Source organism: Cupriavidus sp. 01L415, assembly GCF_056400065.1.
This window is the reverse complement of record NZ_JBFTSP010000001.1, coordinates 284,551-302,245: the sequence shown is the minus strand read 5'-3', so window position 1 is coordinate 302,245 and position 17,695 is coordinate 284,551. Positions and strand designations below refer to the sequence as shown.

Annotated in this window: 19 protein-coding genes; 17 read left to right on the top strand and 2 right to left on the bottom strand. The window is 66.1% G+C overall.

Annotated features, from left to right (window positions below):
• The first annotated feature begins 194 nt into the window (after window positions 1-194).
• Window positions 195-362 (top strand): DUF1328 domain-containing protein, encoded by a 168-nt coding sequence (locus AC1DOX_RS01410; RefSeq protein ID WP_092135520.1) that lies wholly within the window; start codon window positions 195-197, stop codon window positions 360-362.
• A 100-nt stretch (window positions 363-462) separates the two neighbouring features.
• Window positions 463-891, top strand: a complete 429-nt coding sequence (locus tag AC1DOX_RS01405; protein WP_441623848.1) for an ElaB/YgaM/YqjD family protein — start codon at window positions 463-465, stop codon at window positions 889-891.
• Window positions 892-1,295: 404 nt separating this feature from the next.
• Here AC1DOX_RS01405 and AC1DOX_RS01400 read toward each other — a convergent pair whose 3' ends face one another.
• Window positions 1,296-1,616 carry a DUF1840 domain-containing protein gene (locus AC1DOX_RS01400; protein ID WP_092135523.1) on the bottom strand — a complete coding sequence of 107 codons (321 nt, stop codon included), beginning with the start codon at window positions 1,614-1,616 and terminating at the stop codon, window positions 1,296-1,298.
• A 209-nt stretch (window positions 1,617-1,825) separates the two neighbouring features.
• On the opposite strand from AC1DOX_RS01400, the gene argS reads away from it, so the two are divergent.
• The 5 genes from argS (at window position 1,826) to AC1DOX_RS01375 (ending at window position 7,076) form a co-directional block, all read left to right on the top strand.
• Window positions 1,826-3,634, top strand: coding sequence for an arginine--tRNA ligase (argS, locus tag AC1DOX_RS01395; protein ID WP_441623850.1), 1,809 nt, complete (start codon window positions 1,826-1,828; stop codon window positions 3,632-3,634).
• Window positions 3,635-3,791: 157 nt separating this feature from the next.
• The gene (locus AC1DOX_RS01390) at window positions 3,792-4,535 is read left to right on the top strand and encodes an SPOR domain-containing protein (RefSeq protein WP_441623852.1); all 744 of its coding nucleotides are present in this window, start codon (window positions 3,792-3,794) and stop codon (window positions 4,533-4,535) included.
• A gap of 110 nt (window positions 4,536-4,645) precedes the next feature.
• The gene (locus AC1DOX_RS01385; RefSeq protein WP_092135528.1) at window positions 4,646-5,284 is read left to right on the top strand and encodes a thiol:disulfide interchange protein DsbA/DsbL; all 639 of its coding nucleotides are present in this window, start codon (window positions 4,646-4,648) and stop codon (window positions 5,282-5,284) included.
• Between the two features lie 161 nt (window positions 5,285-5,445).
• Entirely contained in the window at window positions 5,446-6,243 is a 798-nt protein-coding gene (locus tag AC1DOX_RS01380) for an SDR family oxidoreductase (protein WP_441623854.1), read from the top strand.
• On the top strand, window positions 6,243-7,076 hold the full coding sequence (locus AC1DOX_RS01375) for a helical backbone metal receptor (RefSeq protein WP_441623856.1): 834 nt from the start codon (window positions 6,243-6,245) through the stop codon (window positions 7,074-7,076). Before AC1DOX_RS01380 ends, AC1DOX_RS01375 begins: the two co-directional genes overlap by 1 nt.
• A gap of 122 nt (window positions 7,077-7,198) precedes the next feature.
• Here the strand turns inward: AC1DOX_RS01375 and AC1DOX_RS01370 are convergent, their stop codons facing one another.
• Window positions 7,199-8,275 (bottom strand): MBL fold metallo-hydrolase, encoded by a 1,077-nt coding sequence (locus AC1DOX_RS01370; RefSeq protein WP_441623858.1) that lies wholly within the window; start codon window positions 8,273-8,275, stop codon window positions 7,199-7,201.
• 167 nt (window positions 8,276-8,442) lie between these two features.
• On the opposite strand from AC1DOX_RS01370, the gene AC1DOX_RS01365 reads away from it, so the two are divergent.
• The 10 genes from AC1DOX_RS01365 to AC1DOX_RS01320 all read left to right on the top strand — a co-directional run bounded on the left by AC1DOX_RS01365 (window position 8,443) and on the right by AC1DOX_RS01320 (window position 17,682).
• Window positions 8,443-8,871, top strand: a complete 429-nt coding sequence (locus AC1DOX_RS01365; RefSeq protein ID WP_092135534.1) for a MerR family transcriptional regulator — start codon at window positions 8,443-8,445, stop codon at window positions 8,869-8,871.
• A gap of 102 nt (window positions 8,872-8,973) precedes the next feature.
• Window positions 8,974-10,155 (top strand): isovaleryl-CoA dehydrogenase, encoded by a 1,182-nt coding sequence (locus AC1DOX_RS01360; protein ID WP_441623860.1) that lies wholly within the window; start codon window positions 8,974-8,976, stop codon window positions 10,153-10,155.
• A gap of 84 nt (window positions 10,156-10,239) precedes the next feature.
• A complete protein-coding gene (aceK, locus tag AC1DOX_RS01355) occupies window positions 10,240-12,063 on the top strand; it encodes a bifunctional isocitrate dehydrogenase kinase/phosphatase (RefSeq protein ID WP_441623862.1) in 1,824 nt (607 codons plus the stop codon).
• Window positions 12,060-12,731 (top strand): carbonate dehydratase, encoded by a 672-nt coding sequence (gene can, locus AC1DOX_RS01350; RefSeq protein WP_092135539.1) that lies wholly within the window; start codon window positions 12,060-12,062, stop codon window positions 12,729-12,731. Before aceK ends, can begins: the two co-directional genes overlap by 4 nt.
• Window positions 12,732-12,773: 42 nt before the next feature.
• Window positions 12,774-13,955, top strand: coding sequence for an acetyl-CoA C-acetyltransferase (locus AC1DOX_RS01345; RefSeq protein ID WP_441623864.1), 1,182 nt, complete (start codon window positions 12,774-12,776; stop codon window positions 13,953-13,955).
• 35 nt (window positions 13,956-13,990) lie between these two features.
• Window positions 13,991-14,671 (top strand): SDR family oxidoreductase, encoded by a 681-nt coding sequence (locus AC1DOX_RS01340; RefSeq protein ID WP_092135542.1) that lies wholly within the window; start codon window positions 13,991-13,993, stop codon window positions 14,669-14,671.
• A gap of 6 nt (window positions 14,672-14,677) precedes the next feature.
• Window positions 14,678-15,808: an acyl-CoA dehydrogenase family protein gene (locus AC1DOX_RS01335; RefSeq protein WP_092135543.1), complete on the top strand. Its 1,131-nt coding sequence runs from the start codon at window positions 14,678-14,680 to the stop codon at window positions 15,806-15,808.
• 112 nt (window positions 15,809-15,920) lie between these two features.
• Window positions 15,921-16,580: a 2-hydroxychromene-2-carboxylate isomerase gene (locus AC1DOX_RS01330; protein ID WP_092135545.1), complete on the top strand. Its 660-nt coding sequence runs from the start codon at window positions 15,921-15,923 to the stop codon at window positions 16,578-16,580.
• On the top strand, window positions 16,577-17,260 hold the full coding sequence (locus AC1DOX_RS01325) for an HAD family hydrolase (protein ID WP_477101356.1): 684 nt from the start codon (window positions 16,577-16,579) through the stop codon (window positions 17,258-17,260). Before AC1DOX_RS01330 ends, AC1DOX_RS01325 begins: the two co-directional genes overlap by 4 nt.
• Window positions 17,257-17,682 carry a YchJ family metal-binding protein gene (locus AC1DOX_RS01320; RefSeq protein WP_441623869.1) on the top strand — a complete coding sequence of 142 codons (426 nt, stop codon included), beginning with the start codon at window positions 17,257-17,259 and terminating at the stop codon, window positions 17,680-17,682. Before AC1DOX_RS01325 ends, AC1DOX_RS01320 begins: the two co-directional genes overlap by 4 nt.
• Window positions 17,683-17,695 lie beyond the last annotated feature (13 nt).

The window sequence follows — 17,695 nt, the reverse complement described above, 5'->3', positions numbered from 1 at the left end:
GTACCGGGCGCGGCGGGCCGGCGCACCCGGCGTGGAGCGATGCGCGTTGTAGGACTTGGCTGACACGGGAATCGGTGTGGTTTCGGTACTGCCTGCCGGGGACGGACCCTAGGATGAGGCTATGAGCTTGCGCACCGTGGCGCAAGCCGGACGCACCACCCGCCGGTGCGCCCGCTAACCTCGGGAGACTGGCCATGCTGCACTACGCACTCGTTTTCTTCATCGTCGCCCTGATCGCCGCGATCTTCGGCTTTGGCGGTATTGCCGCCGGCGCCGTGGAAATCGCGAAGATCCTGTTCTTCATCTTCCTGATCGTGGCCCTGGTGACCTTCGTCATGGGCCTGCTCCGACGGGGAAGGTAGGCGCGGCGATCCGCATCCGCCCGCCGGGGGCCCTGACGGGCAGCAGTGCTGCCGAATGGCTCCGTCTGGCGGGGTCTCACATCCGAATAGAGGAGTACCTATGCTCACGCAGAACCCCAAAGTCCGGAAGGAAATCAATCATCTGCACGACAACGCCGACGCAGCCGTACGGCAGATCAAACATGCCGCCCGCGATACCCGCGATGCCGCGCGCGACGCCGCCGGCCCGGTATCTGACGAAGTACGCGCGCTGATCGCCCAGCTCCAGCAGACGATCGATGTGCTGGCACACGAAGGATCGGCGGAAAGCATGGCCGCCGGCCGCCGCCTGCGCATGCGCGCCCAGGACATGGCGGACCGCGTGCGTGCGCGCGGCGCCGACGGGATGCACTGGGCGCGCGACCAGATGGACGTGGCCGTGGATCACGGTCGTCAACGCGTGGTGGATTCGCCGCTGAAGGCCGTGGGACTGGCCGCGCTGGTAGGTGCCTTCGTCGGTCTGCTGCTGGCCGGCCGCCGGGGCGAGTAGCCGATTTCCGTCGACGATCTCCGTCGCATCAACCGTTTTTTCGCTTTACCCCTTCAGCAGAACCCCCTTTCCGGATATCTCCCTGGTCCGGGACGCCCGGTCACCCTAACACGGCGACCGGGCTTTTTTTTGCGCGCGCCGGCCCCGATCTCCAAGGCGAGGGCCGACGGCTTCCATCGGCTTTCCGGCAATGGGCGAGGCGCGGGAATCGGGTGGAAAACGGGCCGGATGCCCGGCAGGGTCAGTCGGGACTGGGCGTGGCTGGGAGGGGCTGGGAGGGGCTGGGAGGCCGCTGGGCGGGGCTGGCGCGCCGGAGACCCGGCGCGGGGATAGTAGGGGGCAGGCGCCGCACAACGCGACGCATAGGGGCGCCGCTTAAGGCGACGCCCGGATCGGTCAGCGGGTCAGACGCCCCACATCACGTCAGTGCCTTCCTTCTGCGAGGCGCGCAACATGTCGAGGAACGGGTAGGCGCGCTGGCCGAGGTGCAGCGGCTCTTCCTCCTGATCGTCATCCTTGCCGGGATGGACTGAGGTGTCGGCCGGGTGAACCTTCCTGGCGTCCTGGACGGCGGCTTCCAGCTTCTGGATGGCGCGCGGCAGCTCTTCGGTTGTGATCACCCCGCGTTCGCCCAGATGCTTGCCGATGATGCCAAGCAGCGTCATGGCAAGATCCTTCATCATGATCAGGTCTTGCGCCGCGTGGGATTTGAAGGTGATCAGCATGATGTTTCCTTTCACGAGTGGCGATACCCGCGCGCGAAGCACACGAGTCGTCGCATGATGTCAGCATAGCACCTGATAAAATTCCGCGTTTCCCGAATTCCAGAGCCGGTCACGCGACGCGGCGTTCACATGCCGGCCATCCCTGGCCGCCGCGATCGTGAGCGACCCCCGCGGTGCCGGACGCACCCGGCCTCAGGGCCCAGAGATCCATGCTGCCAGTTCAGACCTCCAATCTTGCCGCCGCGTTCACGGACGCCGTACGCGCGCTCGCCCCGGCCGACGCCGCCCTGCCCGCGGTCACCTTCGAGCGTCCCAAGGCGGCCGCCCACGGCGACCTGGCCTGCAACATCGCCATGCAGGTGGCCCGCGCGCTCAAGAGCAACCCGCGCGAACTGGCCCAGAAGGTCGTCGACGCCGTCAAGGCCGATCCCCGCGCGTCCGCGCTGGTGGCCGCGCTGGAAATCGCCGGCCCCGGCTTCATCAACCTGCGCCTGACGCCGGCCGCCCGCGCCGACGTGCTGCGCGCCATCCTGGCCGAAGGCAACCGTTTCGGCGCCCGGCCGGCCGGCGAGCATGGCCAGGTGCTGGTCGAATTCGTTTCCGCCAACCCCACCGGCCCGCTGCACGTGGGCCACGGCCGCCAGGCCGCGTTGGGCGACGCGCTGGCCAACCTGCTGGCCTGGCAGGGCTGGGCGGTCCATCGCGAGTTCTACTACAACGACGCCGGCGTGCAGATCCAGACGCTCGCGATCTCCGTCCAGGCCCGCGCGCGCGGCCTGAAGCCGGGCGATGACGGCTGGCCCGAGGCCGCCTACAACGGCGACTACATCGCCGACATCGCCGCCGATTTCCTGGCCGGCAAGACCGTCGCCGCCTCCGATGGCGAGCCCGTGACCGCGTCCGGCAACATCGAGGATATCGAGTCGATCCGCAAGTTCGCGGTGACCTACCTGCGCAACGAGCAGGACATCGACCTGCAGGCTTTTGGCGTGAAGTTCGACCGCTACTACCTGGAGTCGTCGCTCTACAGCGACGGCCGCGTGGATGCCGCCGTGCAGTCGCTGGTCGCCAAGGGCAAGACCTACGAGAACGAAGGCGCCCTGTGGCTGCGCACGACCGACGACGGCGACGACAAGGACCGCGTCATGAAGAAGACGGACGGCACCTACACGTATTTCGTGCCGGACGTGGCGTACCACACCACCAAGTGGGAGCGCGGTTTCGCCAAGGTCATCAACGTGCAGGGCAGCGACCACCACGGCACCATCGCCCGCGTGCGCGCCGGCCTGCAGGGCCTGGACCTGGGCATTCCCCAGGGCTATCCGGACTACGTGCTGCACAAGATGGTCACCGTGATGAAGAACGGGGAGGAGGTGAAGATCTCCAAGCGCGCCGGTTCGTACGTGACCGTGCGCGACCTGATCGAATGGAGCAACGGCGGCGATGAAACCATCCGCAGCTGCCTGGAAGGGGGCGTGGCCGACTGGCCCGCGCACTTCACGCGCGGCCGCGATGCGGTGCGCTTCTTCCTGCTGTCGCGCAAGGCCGACACCGAATTCGTGTTCGACGTGGACCTGGCGCTAAAGCAGAACGATGAAAACCCGGTGTACTACGTGCAATACGCCCACGCCCGGATCTGCTCGATCTTCGAGGCATGGGGCGGCGCGGACTGGGAAGCCCGCCTGCCGGAACTGGCCGGCGCCGACCTGGCCGCGGTGACCGCGGCGGACGTGAGCCCGCAGGCCATCGCCCTGGGCCGCCGCCTGGCCGAATTCCCGGACATGCTGGCCGCCGCCTCGACGGAACTGGCCCCGCACGCCGTGGCGTTCTACCTGCGCGACCTGGCCGGCGACTTCCACGCCTTCTACAACGCCGACCGCGTGCTGGTGGACGATGAAACGGTCAAGCGCGCGCGACTGGCGCTGCTGGCCGCCACGCGCCAGGTGCTGAAGAACGGCCTGGCCGTGATCGGCGTCTCTGCGCCGCAGCGCATGGACCGGGAAGCCCCGGCCAACTGAGCGATGCGCGAAGCGGTGGCGCGGCGTGTCGTCGTGCAGCCGCGTCGCGCGCCGGGCCCGCCACGGGGGTGGTCGCCGTTTCGGAATTTCAGGCCAATATGAGACAGCACCCCACGGGACTGGCTCTATAATCCCCGGCAACACCGAAGAGGACTTCATGCAACAGCAACGCAAGCGCGATCCGCGCCCGCACCGCCCCGTCCGGATGCAGCGCGGCGGTACGTTCCTGGGCCTGGTGCTCGGGCTGATCGTCGGCCTGGCCATCGCCGTGGTGGTCGCCCTGTACATCACCAAGTCGCCCGCGCCGTTCCAGCAGAAGGGCGGCAACGGCAGCAGCGCGCCCCGGCCGAGCGAGCCCGGCAATGTGGCCAGCACGCTGCCCAATCCGGCGCAGCAACCGCAGCAGCAGGGCGAAGCGCAGAGCGATCCCAACAAGCCGTTGTGGAGCAAGACCCCGGCCAAGCCGGTGGGCCAGCCGCCCGAGGCCGCCCAGCCGTCGGCCCCCGCGCCGCAGCAGCCGCCCGTGGCGGTGACCCGCCCGGCGGAGGTGCCCAACGGCAAGCCGGCCGAGGCGTCGAAGCCGGCGGAAAAGCCTGCCACGCGTCCGGCGGAGAAGCCGGTGGCGGACCCGATTGCGGAAATCGCGCAGGCCGATGCCAACAAGGTCGGCTATCTCTTACAGGTCGGGGCCTTCCGGTCGCAGGATGACGCCGATCGCCAGAAAGCCAACCTGGCCATGCAGGGCTTCGAGGCCAAGGTGACCGACCGTGATGTCAACGGCGTGAAGATGTATCGCGTTCGACTTGGGCCGTTCAACCGCATCGAGGAAATGAACCGCGCCCGGGACCGCCTGCAGTCGGCGGGTTTCGAAGCGTCCGTGATCCGCTTTACCAAGCAGTAAGATGGCTGGCGGCCGCGGTGAACCGGAACCCGGTGCCGCGGTCATACGCTGAGTTCGATCCGTCTTTCACCTCGCTTAACTATCCTGCCTAACCAGAAGGCCCTTCAAAGATGAAGAAAATCGCCGCCCTGTTTGCCACGCTTGCCGCTGTCAGCGGCCTGCTGATGACCGCCCCCGCCGCCATGGCCGCGCCGACGGAGGGCAAGGACTACACTGTGCTGAAGTCCCCGCAGCCCGTGCCCGCCGGCAAGATCGAGGTGACCGAGTTCTTCTGGTACGGCTGCCCGCACTGCTACGACTTCGAGCCGGAACTGGAAGCCTGGGTGAAGAAGCAGGGCAAGGACGTGGTGTTCAAGCGCGTGCCGGTGGCTTTCCGCGAAGACCTGCTGCCGCACACGAAGATCTTCTATGCGCTGGAATCGCTGGGCAAGCTGGAAGCCCTGCACGGCAAGGTCTTCGATGCGATGCACAAGGACCGCAAGCGCATGCTGTCCACGGACGAAATCGCCGATTTCATGGCCAAGAACGGCATCGACCGCAAGCAGTGGCTGGACACCTACAACTCGTTCTCGGTGACCACCAATTCGCAGCGCGCCAACAAGATTGCCGATGCCTACAAGATCGACGGTGTGCCGACGGTGGTGGTGCAGGGCAAGTACGAGACCTCGCCGTCCATCGCCGGCACCAAGCCGGCGGCCATCCAGGCCATGGACTTCCTGGTCACGGGCGTCCGCGACAAGAAGCTCTGATCGCCATCGGCTGGCAGGCGTGCTGCGGCGGAGGCCGTGGCAAATTGTCGCAGCCACCTGGCGTGTGATCCCCGACGGCCCGGTGCACGTTCCAGTGCGCCGGGCCGTTTTGCCATGTGGCCATGCCATTCATCCATTCCCGAGTTCGCTATATTGATCCGATGCAAGCCCTGAAAGTCTTCCTTACCGGTGCCTCCAGCGGCATTGGCCAGGCACTGGCCCGTACCTATGCCGCGCAAGGCGCCGTACTGGGGCTGGTGGGGCGGCGCGAGGATGCGCTGCGCGAATTCGCCGCATCCCTGCCCAATCCCGGTGCCGTGCGCGTGTATGCCGTGGATGTGCGCGATGCCGACGCCATGGGCAATGCCGCCGCGGACTTCCTGGCCCACATCGGTTGCCCGGACGTGGTGATCGCCAATGCGGGCATCTCGGTGGGCACCGTCGCCAGCGAACGTGAGGACCTGGAGGTATTCCGCACGGTCATGGATACCAACTGGTTTGGCGTGCTGACGACGTTCCAGCCGTTCCTGAATCCGATGCGCGAGCGCGCGCCCGGGGTCGGCGGCTGGCGGGGCACACTGGTCGGCATCGCCAGCGTGGCCGGTGTGCGCGGCCTGCCGGGCGGCGGGGCGTACAGCGCCTCCAAGTCCGCCGTGGTCAAACTGCTGGAAAGCCTGCGGCTGGAACAGAGCCGTCATCGGATCCGCGTGGTGACGATCGCACCGGGCTACATTCGCACGCCGATGACCGCGCACAACCCATACCGGATGCCGTTCCTGATGGACGCCGACGTCTTCGCCCGCAAGGCCGTGCGAAGGATCGCCGCGGGCACGCGCTACACGGTGATTCCGTGGCCAATGGGCGTGGTGGCGTCGATCCTGCACGTGATGCCGCTATGGCTCTACGACGCGCTGTTCGCCCGTGCGCCACGCAAGCCGCGCCGGTCCGGGAGCGCGTGATGTGGACGGACGCGATCGGGCAGTTGCACGCCGTCGCCGCCGGCGAGGTGCGGATCGCATCGCTGGTGCCGTCGGTGACGGAACTGCTGTTCGACCTGGATCTTGCCGACCGGATGGTGGCGCGCACCGGCTTCTGCATCCATCCCGAGCCTGCCGTGCGTGCCGTGGCCAAGGTCGGTGGCACCAAGGACGTCAAGCTCGACAAGCTGCGCGACCTCGCGCCGACGCATGTGGTGGTCAACATCGACGAGAATCGCCGCGACACCGTCGACGAGATTCGCACGTTCGTGCCGCACGTGATCGTGACCCATCCCTGCGCGCCGGAAGACAACGTTGCGCTGTACCGGCTCCTCGGCGGGATATTTGGTCGCCAGCCGCAGGCCGAAGCGCTGGTAACGGCTCTGCAGGCCGAACTCGACAGCATCCGCGCCAGGTCGTGGCCCGCCCGCCGCGTGCTCTACGCGATCTGGCAGGACCCGTGGATGACGGTTTCGCGCACCACTTACATCAGCCGGATGCTCGCGCTGGTGAACTGGGCCACGTGGCCGGATGACAGCGCGGACATGGCGGCCTGCGTCGATGGCGACTGCAGCCGTCCCAATGCGCCGGGCGAACGCTATCCGACCTTCCGCTGGAGCGACGCGCTCGTGCGGGACCTCGATGCCGTGCTGCTGTCGACCGAGCCCTATCGATTCACCGAAGACCACGCCGATGCGCTGGAGCGTCAGCTCGGCAAGCCGGTGATGCTGGTCGACGGGGAAATGCTGTCGTGGTACGGCAGCCGGGCCGTCGCCGGCGTGCGCTACCTGAAGACGCTTGCGGAAGGGTTCTGAAATGCAAACGCCCCGACGGATGCCGGGGCGTCTGGGTGTCGGGCCTTGAGAGCCCTGGCCCTGGAGGCGCTAGAAAAATGAAGCGATAGCGGTTCTGGCCAGGCTGCGCAACGACGCCAGAATCATGTCTTGCGGAAGCGGATCACGCCGTCATCGCCGCATTCCCGCACCAGCTCGCCGCGATGCCAGAGCGCGTGCAAGTGCGCCAGCGCTTCGCCCATCGCGAACGTCAGCTGGTGAATGTCGAATTGGCGCCGGAAGATCACGCCGACGATGTCGTGCGCGTTGCACGGCTTTTCCGCGCAGGCGGCCAGTGTTTCGGCCAGGCGGTCGACATGGTGCTCCTGCAGTTGCCGGATGCGGATATGCAGGTTCTGGAACGGCCGGCCGTGCGACGGCAGGATCTTCACATCGTCGGGCAGGTCGGCGTACTTGCCGAGCGAATCCAGGTAGAGCTGCAGCGGATTGGCCTCGGGCTCCATGTCGAACACGCTCACGTTGGTCGAGATCCGCGGCAGCACCATGTCCCCGGAAATCAGCACATGGGTCGCAGGGTTGAACAACGCGACATGTTCCGGGGCGTGACCGTAACCCGTGATGACGCGCCAGGCGGACGTGGCCGGATCGGTGCCGATCGAGACCGTGGCGCCATCCATCAGGCGACGGTATTGCGTGGGCAGGTCGGGCACCAGCGACGGGTAGTAGCTCTTGCGGGCGCGCAGCTTTTCCAGGTTGTCCGGATCCACCAGCCCATGGCGGGCAAAGTGGCTCGCGGCAAAATCTCCACCCGCGTTCGAGCCGACGCCCGAGCCGCCGGCCATCACGCGCGCGGACATGTAGTCGCCCAGGCTCATCCACAGCCGCACGTTCCAGTGCTTGCACAGCCAGTGTGCCAGCCCCACGTGGTCCGGGTGGCAGTGGGTCACCAGCACGCGCAGTACCGGCAGGCCCTCCAACTCGTTGGCGAAGATGGTTTCCCAGTGGGTCTTGATGGTGTCGTTGGTGATGCCGCAATCGATGATGGTCCAGCCGTCCCGGCCATCCAGATGGTCGCGCACGAGCCACAGGTTGATATGGTCCAGCGCGAAGGGCAGCGGCATGCGCAGCCAGTAGACGCCGGGTGCCACTTCCTGCCGGGCGCCAGGCTCCGGCATGGTGTCGCCAAACGGGTATTGAAGCTGGTGTTCGAGTGCGTTCATTGGGGAATGTCTCGTCAATCTGGCGCATCGGGCTGCGCTCTTGTCAGGGTCATTGTCAGGCGCCGCAGTTGACGCTAACGTTAACGTCAATTCGCGCATCACGATTCTCAATCTTAGACGAAAAGTTGATCGCGCAACGAACGACCGTTCACTTTTCTGGGCGCACCATGCCGGCACAGCCATCTTCCGCCACTTACACGATCACCGACCTCGCGCGCGAGTTCGACGTCACGCCTCGCGCCATCCGGTTCTACGAGGATCAGGGCCTGCTGTCGCCGGACCGCGAAGGCCCGGGCGGCCGCAAGCGCGTCTATAACGGCCGCGAACGGACCCGCCTCAAACTGACGCTGCGAGGAAAACGGTTAGGGCTCACTCTCAATGAGATCCGCGAAATTCTGGATCTCTACGAATCACCCCGCGACACCGCGCCCCAGCTTGAGCGCTTCCTGCACTCGCTGGCCCAGCACCGCCGGACGCTGGAGCGGCAAATGGAGGACCTGCAGGCCCAACTGGCCGAGATCGATCAGCACGAGCGCCAGTGCAAGTCACTGCTGGCGTCACACGCCCATGGCCACGCCAAGACCGGTACCGCCTGATTCGCCACTTTTTTGCCCGACACGCCGGTTTCAATTGACGTTTACGTAAACGTCAATAGAATATCCGGCACGACACCATACCCATACCGACAGGAGACCAACATGACCGAACTGCCAGGCCTGAGATTCGATCTGGGCGAGGACATCGAGATGCTGCGCGAATCCGTGCGCAGCTGGGCCCAGACGGAGCTGGCGCCCCGTGCGGCCGAGATCGACCGGACCGACCAGTTCCCCATGGACGCCTGGAAGAAGATGGGCGACCTCGGCGTGTTGGGGATCACGGTGGCCGAGGAATACGGCGGCGCCAACATGGGCTACCTGGCCCACATGATCGCCATGGAGGAGATCAGCCGTGCGTCGGCGTCGGTGGGGCTGTCCTACGGCGCTCACTCGAACCTGTGCGTGAACCAGATCCACCGCAACGGCTCGGCCGCCCAGAAGGCGAAGTACCTGCCCAAGCTGGTCTCGGGCGAATGGATCGGCGCACTGGCGATGAGCGAGCCCAACGCCGGGTCGGACGTGGTCAGCATGAAGCTGCGCGCCGATCTCAAGGGCGATCGCTACGTGCTCAACGGCACCAAGATGTGGATCACCAACGGTCCGGACTGCGATGTGCTGGTGGTCTACGCCAAGACCGAGCCGGACCTGGGCGCGCGCGGCATGACGGCCTTCATCGTCGAAAAGGGCATGAAGGGCTTTTCGGTCGCGCAGAAGCTGGACAAGCTGGGCATGCGCGGCTCCCATACGGGCGAGCTGGTGTTCCAGGACGTCGAAGTGCCCATCGAGAACATCCTCGGCGCGGAGAACGGTGGTGCCAAGGTGCTCATGAGCGGGCTCGACTATGAGCGCGCCGTGCTGTCCGGCGGCCCGGTCGGCATCATGCAGGCCTGCATGGATGTCATCACGCCGTATATCCATGACCGCAAGCAGTTCGGCCAGAGCATCGGCGAATTCCAGCTGATCCAGGGCAAGGTGGCGGACATGTACACCACGCTGCAGGCCGCCCGCAGCTACCTCTATACGGTGGGCAAGAACCTCGACGCGCTGGGCAGCGGGCACGTGCGCCAGGTGCGCAAGGATTGCGCCGCCGTGATCCTGTACACCGCGGAAAAAGCGACCTGGATGGCCGGGGAATCCGTGCAGATCCTCGGTGGCAACGGCTACATCAACGATTACCCGACCGGTCGCCTGTGGCGCGATGCCAAGCTGTACGAGATTGGTGCCGGCACCTCGGAGATCCGCCGGATGCTGATCGGTCGCGAGCTTTTCTCCGAAACAATGTGATGCAAGCGCCGTTCGGTGGGGCGCGGAAGCGACCACCGAACGCGCATACAATCTCCTGACCGCCATCCTCCGCCCGTCCGAGTCATGTCGCACTTCCCCAAGCTGCTCTCGTCGCAGATTGCCTACGATGTGGCGCGGACCATGCTGGGCGGGTTCGACAAGCACTATCGCCTGTTCCGGGAAGTCAGTCATGCGGCCAAGGTCCGCTTCGAGGCGGGCGACTGGCATGGCCTGCAGCAACTGCAGCGCGACCGCATCGCGTTCTACAACGAGCGCGTGCGCGAAACCAGCCTGATCCTGCAAGAGGAATACGACGCCGAGCGCATCGAGGACGGCATCTGGCAGCAGATCAAGCTGCATTACATCGGACTGCTGACCAAGCATCACCAGCCGGAACTGGCCGAGACGTTCTTCAACTCGGTCTGCACGCGGCTGCTGCACCGTTCGTACTTCAACAACGATTTCATCTTCGTGCGGCCGGCGATCTCGACCGAGTACATCGAGAACGAAGAATCGCCGACCCGACCGACGTTCCGGGCCTACTACCCGGGCAGCCGCGAAGGCATGGCCGCCTGCTTCGAGCGAGTCGTCCACAACTACCAGCTCGAGCGACCGTTCGAGGACCTCACGCGCGACATCGGCTACGTGGTGCGCGCCGTGACCGAGCACTTCGGCGAATTCCGGATCGCCCCGAATTTCCAGGTACACACGCTGTCGTCGCTGTTCTTCCGCAACAAGTCGGCATTCATCATCGGCCGCGTGCTCAATGGCGACCAGACCTATCCGCTGGCAATCCCGATCATCCACGGCCCGTCCGGCAAGCTGATGCTGGACACGGTGCTGCTGCGCCAGGAACAGCTGCTGATCCTGTTTTCGTTCGCGCACGCCTATTTCATGGTCGACATGGAGATCCCGTCGGCCTACGTGACTTTCCTGCGCGACCTCCTGCCGCGCAAATCGCGCGCGGAAATCTACACGTCCCTGGGTTTGCAGAAGCAGGGCAAGAACCTGTTCTACCGGGACTTCCTGCACCACCTGCAGCACTCGTCGGACAAGTTCATCAGCGCGCCCGGCATCAAGGGGCTGGTGATGCTGGTGTTCACGCTGCCGTCATACCCGTACGTGTTCAAGGTCATCCGGGACTTCTTTCCGGCGCCGAAGGAAACCACGCGCGAACTGGTACAGTCGAAGTACCAGCTCGTGAAGCAGCACGATCGCGTGGGCCGCATGGCCGATACGCTCGAATACTCGGACGTGGCCTTCCCGCTGGCGCGCTTTGACGAGGCGCTGGTGCGCGAGCTCCACCAGCACGCGCCGTCAATGATCGAATACCAGCGCGGCAAGGACGGCGGCGAGGAAATCGTCGTGCGCCACGTCTATATCGAGCGCCGCATGACGCCGCTGAACCTCTGGCTGCAGGAGGGCACCGACGAGCAGGTGGAGCACGGCATCATCGAATATGGCAACGCCGTGAAGGAATTGATCGCCGCGAACATCTTCCCGGGCGACATGCTCTACAAGAACTTCGGCGTGACGCGCCATGGCCGCGTGGTGTTCTACGACTATGACGAGATTGAGTACCTGACCGACTGCAATATCCGCCGCGTGCCGGAACCCCGCAACGAGGAAGAGGAAATGTCCGGCGAGGTGTGGTACACCGTACATCCGCACGATATCTTTCCGGAGACCTATCGCACCTTCCTGCTGGGGGACCTCCGCGTGCGCGCCGCCTTCTTGCGGCATCACGAAGATTTCTTTGACGCCACCATGTGGCAGCACCACAAAGACCGGCTGCTGGCCGGACATGTCCATGACTTTTTTGCCTACGACAGTAAAGAGCGCTTCATCAATCGCTACGGCCCCGGCGCGGGCCAGCCTGCAACAAATCTCGCAAGGAGGGCAGCATGAGTGACGCCATCGCCCAGCTGTTCCGCAACAACCGCGAATGGGTGGACCGCGTCAACGCGGAAGACCCCACGTTCTTCACGCGCCTTGCCAACCAGCAGGCGCCGGAATACCTGTGGATCGGCTGTTCCGATTCGCGCGTGCCCGCCAACCAGATCCTCGGCCTGGCACCGGGCGAGGTCTTCGTTCACCGCAACATCGCCAACGTGATCTCGCACAGCGACCTCAACGCGCTGTCCGTGCTGCAGTTCGCGGTGGATGTGCTCAAGGTGCGCCACATCACCGTGGTGGGTCACTACGGCTGCGGTGGCGTGAAGGTGGCGCTCAAGCGCCAGCGCGTCGGCCTGGCCGACAACTGGCTGCGCCACGTGCAGGACGTGGCCGACAAGCACTCGGCCTACCTCGGCACGGTGCTGCGCGAGGACGACGCCCACACGCGCCTGTGCGAGCTGAACGTGATCGAGCAGGTCAACAACGTCTGCCAGACCACGGTGCTGCAGGACGCCTGGGACCGCGGCCAGGCCCTGACCGTGCATGGCTGGGTCTACGGCGTGTCCGACGGCCTGCTGCGCGACCTCGGCATGGCCGCCAGCAGCAACGATGAACTTCAGGCGCAACTGGCCGCCGCTTACCGCCAGTTCGGCGATCCGCCACAAGCATCGATCCGCTGATTCCGACATCCCGGGCCACACCCCCGCCTTCAGGAGACCGACATGCAAGACCCGATCGTTATCGTATCCGCCGCCCGCACCCCAATGGGTGCATTCCAGGGAGAACTCGCCAGCGTGACGGCGCCCCAGCTCGGTGCCGCCGCGATTCGCGCCGCCGTCGAGCGCGCGGGGCTGAAGCCCGAGCAGATTCAGGAGGTGGTGTTCGGCTGCGTGCTGCCAGCCGGCCAGGGCCAGGCCCCGGCCCGTCAGGCGGCCCTGGGCGCGGGCTTGCCGCTGGACGTGGCGTGTACCACCGTCAACAAGATGTGCGGGTCCGGCATGCGCGCCGCGATGTCCGTCCACGACGGCCTGCTGGCGGGGTCGTTCGAGATCGCCGTGGCCGGCGGCATGGAGAGCATGACCAACGCGCCGTACCTGATTCCGAAGGGGCGCGGCGGCTATCGCATCGGCCACGGCATGATCTACGACCACATGATGCTGGATGGCCTGGAAGACGCGTACGACAAAGGCCGCGCAATGGGCACCTTCGGCGAGGACTGTGCCGCCAAGTACCAGTTCACGCGTGAGCAACAGGATGCCTTCGCGATGGAATCGGTGCGCCGCGCGCAGCAGGCCACCGAGCGCGGCGACTTCCGCTGGGAGATCGCCCCGGTGACGGTTTCCGGCAAGGCCGGCGACACGGTGATCGATACCGACGAAGGCCCGCGCCGCATCAAGGTCGACAAGATTCCCTCGCTGAAGCCCGCCTTCGCCAAGGACGGCACGATCACGGCCGCCTCGTCGTCGTCGATCAATGACGGCGCGGCCGCGCTGGTGATGATGCGCGAATCCACCGCCAGGGCGCTGGGGCTGCAGCCGCTGGCCCGCATGCTTGGCCATACCTCGCACGCGCAGGCGCCGGGCTGGTTCACCACCGCGCCGGTGGAAGCCATCTCCAAGCTGTATCGCAAGCTCGACTGGAACAGCGACAGCGTCGACCTGTTCGAGATCAACGAAGCCTTTGCCGTGGTGCCGATGGCCGCGATGCACGACCTCAGGATTCCGCGCGAGAAGGTCAACATCCACGGCGGCGCGTGCGCGCTGGGCCATCCGATTGGCGCGTCGGGCGCACGCATCATGACCACGCTGATCGGCGCGCTGCGCAAGACCGGCGGCAAGCGGGGCGTGGCCAGCCTGTGCATCGGCGGCGGCGAGGCCACCGCGGTCGGTATCGAACTGCTCTGATCCCTCCACCCACATCGAAGAACAGGAGTCTCTCCATGCCCACAGCCCTCGTCCTTGGCGCTTCGCGCGGTCTGGGTCTCGAGTTTGTCCGCCAGTATCGTGCCGATGGCTGGCGCGTGATCGCCGCCGCGCGCAGCGACGAAGGCGTGGCGGAACTCAAGGCCCTCGGCGCGGAAGCCCACAAGCTGGACGTGACCGATGCCGCCGCCATGGCGGGACTGGGCTGGAAGCTGGACGGCGAATCGCTGGACGTGGCGATCTACAACGCCGGCGTGATCGGCCCGCGCACGGAAGGCGCGCAACCGGTCACGCGCGAGGACTTCGATGCCGTGATGCACACCAACGTGCTGGGCGCGATGATGGCGCTGCCGGTGATGCTGCCGTTCGTCGAGACCGGCAACCAGGGCCGCGGCGGCGTGCTTGCCGTGCTGTCGTCCCGCATGGGCAGCATCAGCGCGATGGATAGCAATCGCAGCTGGCTCTATCGCGTCAGCAAGGCGGCGGCCAATGCCGCGCTGAAATCGATCTCGCTCGATGCGCGTCATGCGACCTGCGTGGCGCTGCATCCCGGCTGGGTGCAGACCGACATGGGCGGTCCGAAGGCCGATATCACGGCGCGGCAGAGCGTGTCCGGCATGCGCCGCGTGCTGGCCGGCGTGACCCATCGCGATAACGGCAGCTTCCACAACTACGATGGCACCGCCATCCCCTGGTAAGACGACATGCTGCTGACCCCCGAACAGGAAATGATCCGCGACGCCGTCCGGCAGTTCGCGCAGGAAGTCATCGCGCCGCAGGCGGCGCAGTGGGACCGCGACAAGACGTTTCCCAAGGACGTCCACAAGGAACTCGCGGCGCTGGGCGCCTATGGCGTGGCCGTGCCGGAAGAACTCGGCGGTGCCGGGCTCGACTACCTGTCGCTGGCGCTGATCCTGGAAGAGATCGCGGCCGGCGATGGCGGCACCTCCACGGTCATCAGCGTGAACAACTGCCCGGTGTGCAGCATGCTGATGTCGTTTGCCGACGATGCGCAGAAGCAGCAGTGGCTGGTGCCGCTGGCGCGCGGCGAGATGCTCGGCGCGTTCTGCCTGACCGAGCCGCACGTGGGCTCGGACGCATCGGCGCTGCGCACCACGGCCAGGCGCGACGGCGACCACTACGTGCTGAACGGCGTGAAGCAGTTCATCACCAGTGGCAAGCATGCCGATGTGGCCATCGTCATGGCCGTCACCGACAAGGCCGCCGGCAAGCGCGGCATCAGCGCCTTCCTGGTGCCGACCGCCACGCCGGGGTACATCGTCGCCCGCCTGGAAGACAAGCTGGGCCAGCATTCGTCGGACACCGCGCAAATCGTGTTCGAGGACTGCCGCATCCCGGCCGCGAACCTGCTGGGCGAGGAGGGCGCCGGCTACAAGATGGCGCTGTCCGGCCTCGAGGGCGGCCGCATCGGCATTGCCTCGCAGAGCATCGGCATGGCGCGCGCCGCGTTCGAGGCCGCGCTGGCCTACGCCAAGGAGCGCGAGAGCTTCGGCCAGCCGCTGTTCCAGCATCAGGCCGTGCAGTTCCGCCTGGCCGACATGGCGACGCGCATCGATGTGGCCCGCCAGATGGTGTGGCACGCCGCCGCGCTCAAGGACGCCGGGCGCCCCTGCCTGAAAGAGGCCGCGATGGCCAAGCTGTTCGCCAGCGAAATGGCCGAGGCCGTTTGCTCGGATGCCATCCAGGTGTTCGGCGGCTACGGCTACGTGAATGATTTCCCGGTCGAGCGGATCTATCGTGATGTGCGCGTCTGCCAGATCTACGAAGGCACCAGCGACATCCAGAAGATCTTGATCGCCCGCGCGCTCGGCTGACGCGCCGCGCACGGATTCGCCCCGCAAGAAGAAGACCCGAAGGACGCAGCACAGAAAGACGCAGCACCGTTAGCCCAGTCGTCACTGAATCCTGAACCGGAGCCCGCTCGCCATGACCGCACCGATCGATTTCTACTTCGATTTTTCCTCGCCCTACGGCTACTTCGCCAGCACCCGCATCGACGAGATCGCGCAGAAGCACGGCCGCTACGTGGTGTGGCATCCGATCCTGCTGGGGGTGGTGTTCAAGACCACGGGGTCCTCGCCGCTGCCGAGCATTCCGCTCAAGGGCGAATACTGCTGGCGCGACTTCGAGCGCACGGCGCAGTTCCACGACATCGACTACAAGCGGCCCACGCATTTCCCGCTGCCGACGCAGCATGCCGCGCGCGCGATGCTGTGGCTGCACAACCAGCACGGCGCGGACAAGGCCACGGCCTTCGCCAAGGCGGTCTATCGGGCGCTGTTCGTCGATGACATCAATATCGCCGAGCCCGCGGAGCTGGCCAGGCTGGCCGAGGCGCTCGGCATTGACCCGATCGCCATGAACGAAGGCGCCACGAGCTACCAGATCAAGGACCAGCTGAAGGCCGAGATCGATGTGGCGATGGCCAAGGGCGTCTTCGGGTCCCCGTTCGTCATCATCGATGGCGAACCGTTCTGGGGCTTCGATCGCTTCGACCAGGTCGAGCAACATCTGAAAAGCCGTCGGCAGACCGAACTGCGCGCCGTCGGCGGCAACGACATCACCAAGGAAAAGAAACCCGCATGACCGCAGCAAACCAGCCCGCACGCTTTGATTGTGTCATCTTCGACTGCGACGGCGTGCTCGTCGACAGCGAGCCCATCGTCCATCGCGTGCTGAACCGCGTGCTCAACGAACTGGGCATCGAGATCACGCTGGAGGAGTCCACGCGCTGGTTCCTCGGCAAGGCCGTGCGGGACGAGCTGGGCAACATCGAAGCGCGTCTCGGCAAGCCGCTGTCGCGCAACTTCCTGTCCGAATGGTTCGTGCGACGTGATGCCGCGCTGATCGAGGAACTGGAGGCGGTGCCGCACATCCGCCCGACGATCGAGGCCATCAAGGCGCGCGGCCTGCCGGTTTGCGTGGCGTCCGGCGCGGACCGCATCAAGGTCAAGCTGCAACTCGGGCACACGGCGCTGATCGACCTGTTCACCGACGACGATGCGCACGAGCACATCTTCACCGCCACCGAGGTCGAGCACAGCAAGCCGGCGCCCGACGTGTACCTGCTGGCGGCCCGCACGATGGGCGTGGACCCGTCGCGCTGCGCGGTCGTCGAGGACAGCCCCACCGGCGTCACGGCGGGGGTCGCCGCGGGCATGACCGTGTTTGGCTACGCCGCGCGCACCAACGCGGACGAATTGCGTGCGGCCGGCGTCAAGACAGTCTTCACCGACATGCGCGACCTGCCGGAGCTGATCGGATGAGCGCGCGTCGCCCGCCGCGCGCCAGCGCCGAGCCCTGCCCGTGCGGCAACGCCGACTATGCGGCGTGCTGCGGCCGCTTCCATCGCGGCGAGGTGATGCCCCCCAACGCCGAGGCACTGATGCGCTCGCGCTACAGCGCCTATGTGCTGAACAACCTCGACTGGTTGCGCCAGACCTGGCATGCCACCACCTGCCCGGGCGACCTGGCCGCCGATACGGGTACGCGCTGGCTCGGGCTGGCAGTCAAGGCGCATGCGCAGCAGGACGATACGCATGCCACGGTGGAGTTCATCGCGCGCTACAAGGTGGGCGGCCGTGCATGGCGGCTGCATGAGCGCAGCCGTTTCGTGTTCGAGCCGCGCGAGGCTGGCACCACGCCGCGCTGGCTCTATGTCGATGGCGAGATGATGGAAAAGGACTGACTTCGGCCTCGTG

Bases quoted from the DNA above. Each gene is read 5' to 3' on its own strand.
- AC1DOX_RS01410 (WP_092135520.1), top strand. From the start codon at position 195: ATGCTGCACTACGCACTCGTTTTCTTCATCGTCGCCCTGATCGCCGCG.
- AC1DOX_RS01405 (WP_441623848.1), top strand. From the start codon at position 463: ATGCTCACGCAGAACCCCAAAGTCCGGAAGGAAATCAATCATCTGCAC.
- AC1DOX_RS01400 (WP_092135523.1), bottom strand. From the start codon at position 1,616: ATGCTGATCACCTTCAAATCCCACGCGGCGCAAGACCTGATCATGATG.
- argS (WP_441623850.1), top strand. From the start codon at position 1,826: ATGCTGCCAGTTCAGACCTCCAATCTTGCCGCCGCGTTCACGGACGCC.
- AC1DOX_RS01390 (WP_441623852.1), top strand. From the start codon at position 3,792: ATGCAACAGCAACGCAAGCGCGATCCGCGCCCGCACCGCCCCGTCCGG.
- AC1DOX_RS01385 (WP_092135528.1), top strand. From the start codon at position 4,646: ATGAAGAAAATCGCCGCCCTGTTTGCCACGCTTGCCGCTGTCAGCGGC.
- AC1DOX_RS01380 (WP_441623854.1), top strand. From the start codon at position 5,446: ATGCAAGCCCTGAAAGTCTTCCTTACCGGTGCCTCCAGCGGCATTGGC.
- AC1DOX_RS01375 (WP_441623856.1), top strand. From the start codon at position 6,243: ATGTGGACGGACGCGATCGGGCAGTTGCACGCCGTCGCCGCCGGCGAG.
- AC1DOX_RS01370 (WP_441623858.1), bottom strand. From the start codon at position 8,275: ATGAACGCACTCGAACACCAGCTTCAATACCCGTTTGGCGACACCATG.
- AC1DOX_RS01365 (WP_092135534.1), top strand. From the start codon at position 8,443: ATGCCGGCACAGCCATCTTCCGCCACTTACACGATCACCGACCTCGCG.
- AC1DOX_RS01360 (WP_441623860.1), top strand. From the start codon at position 8,974: ATGACCGAACTGCCAGGCCTGAGATTCGATCTGGGCGAGGACATCGAG.
- aceK (WP_441623862.1), top strand. From the start codon at position 10,240: ATGTCGCACTTCCCCAAGCTGCTCTCGTCGCAGATTGCCTACGATGTG.
- can (WP_092135539.1), top strand. From the start codon at position 12,060: ATGAGTGACGCCATCGCCCAGCTGTTCCGCAACAACCGCGAATGGGTG.
- AC1DOX_RS01345 (WP_441623864.1), top strand. From the start codon at position 12,774: ATGCAAGACCCGATCGTTATCGTATCCGCCGCCCGCACCCCAATGGGT.
- AC1DOX_RS01340 (WP_092135542.1), top strand. From the start codon at position 13,991: ATGCCCACAGCCCTCGTCCTTGGCGCTTCGCGCGGTCTGGGTCTCGAG.
- AC1DOX_RS01335 (WP_092135543.1), top strand. From the start codon at position 14,678: ATGCTGCTGACCCCCGAACAGGAAATGATCCGCGACGCCGTCCGGCAG.
- AC1DOX_RS01330 (WP_092135545.1), top strand. From the start codon at position 15,921: ATGACCGCACCGATCGATTTCTACTTCGATTTTTCCTCGCCCTACGGC.
- AC1DOX_RS01325 (WP_477101356.1), top strand. From the start codon at position 16,577: ATGACCGCAGCAAACCAGCCCGCACGCTTTGATTGTGTCATCTTCGAC.
- AC1DOX_RS01320 (WP_441623869.1), top strand. From the start codon at position 17,257: ATGAGCGCGCGTCGCCCGCCGCGCGCCAGCGCCGAGCCCTGCCCGTGC.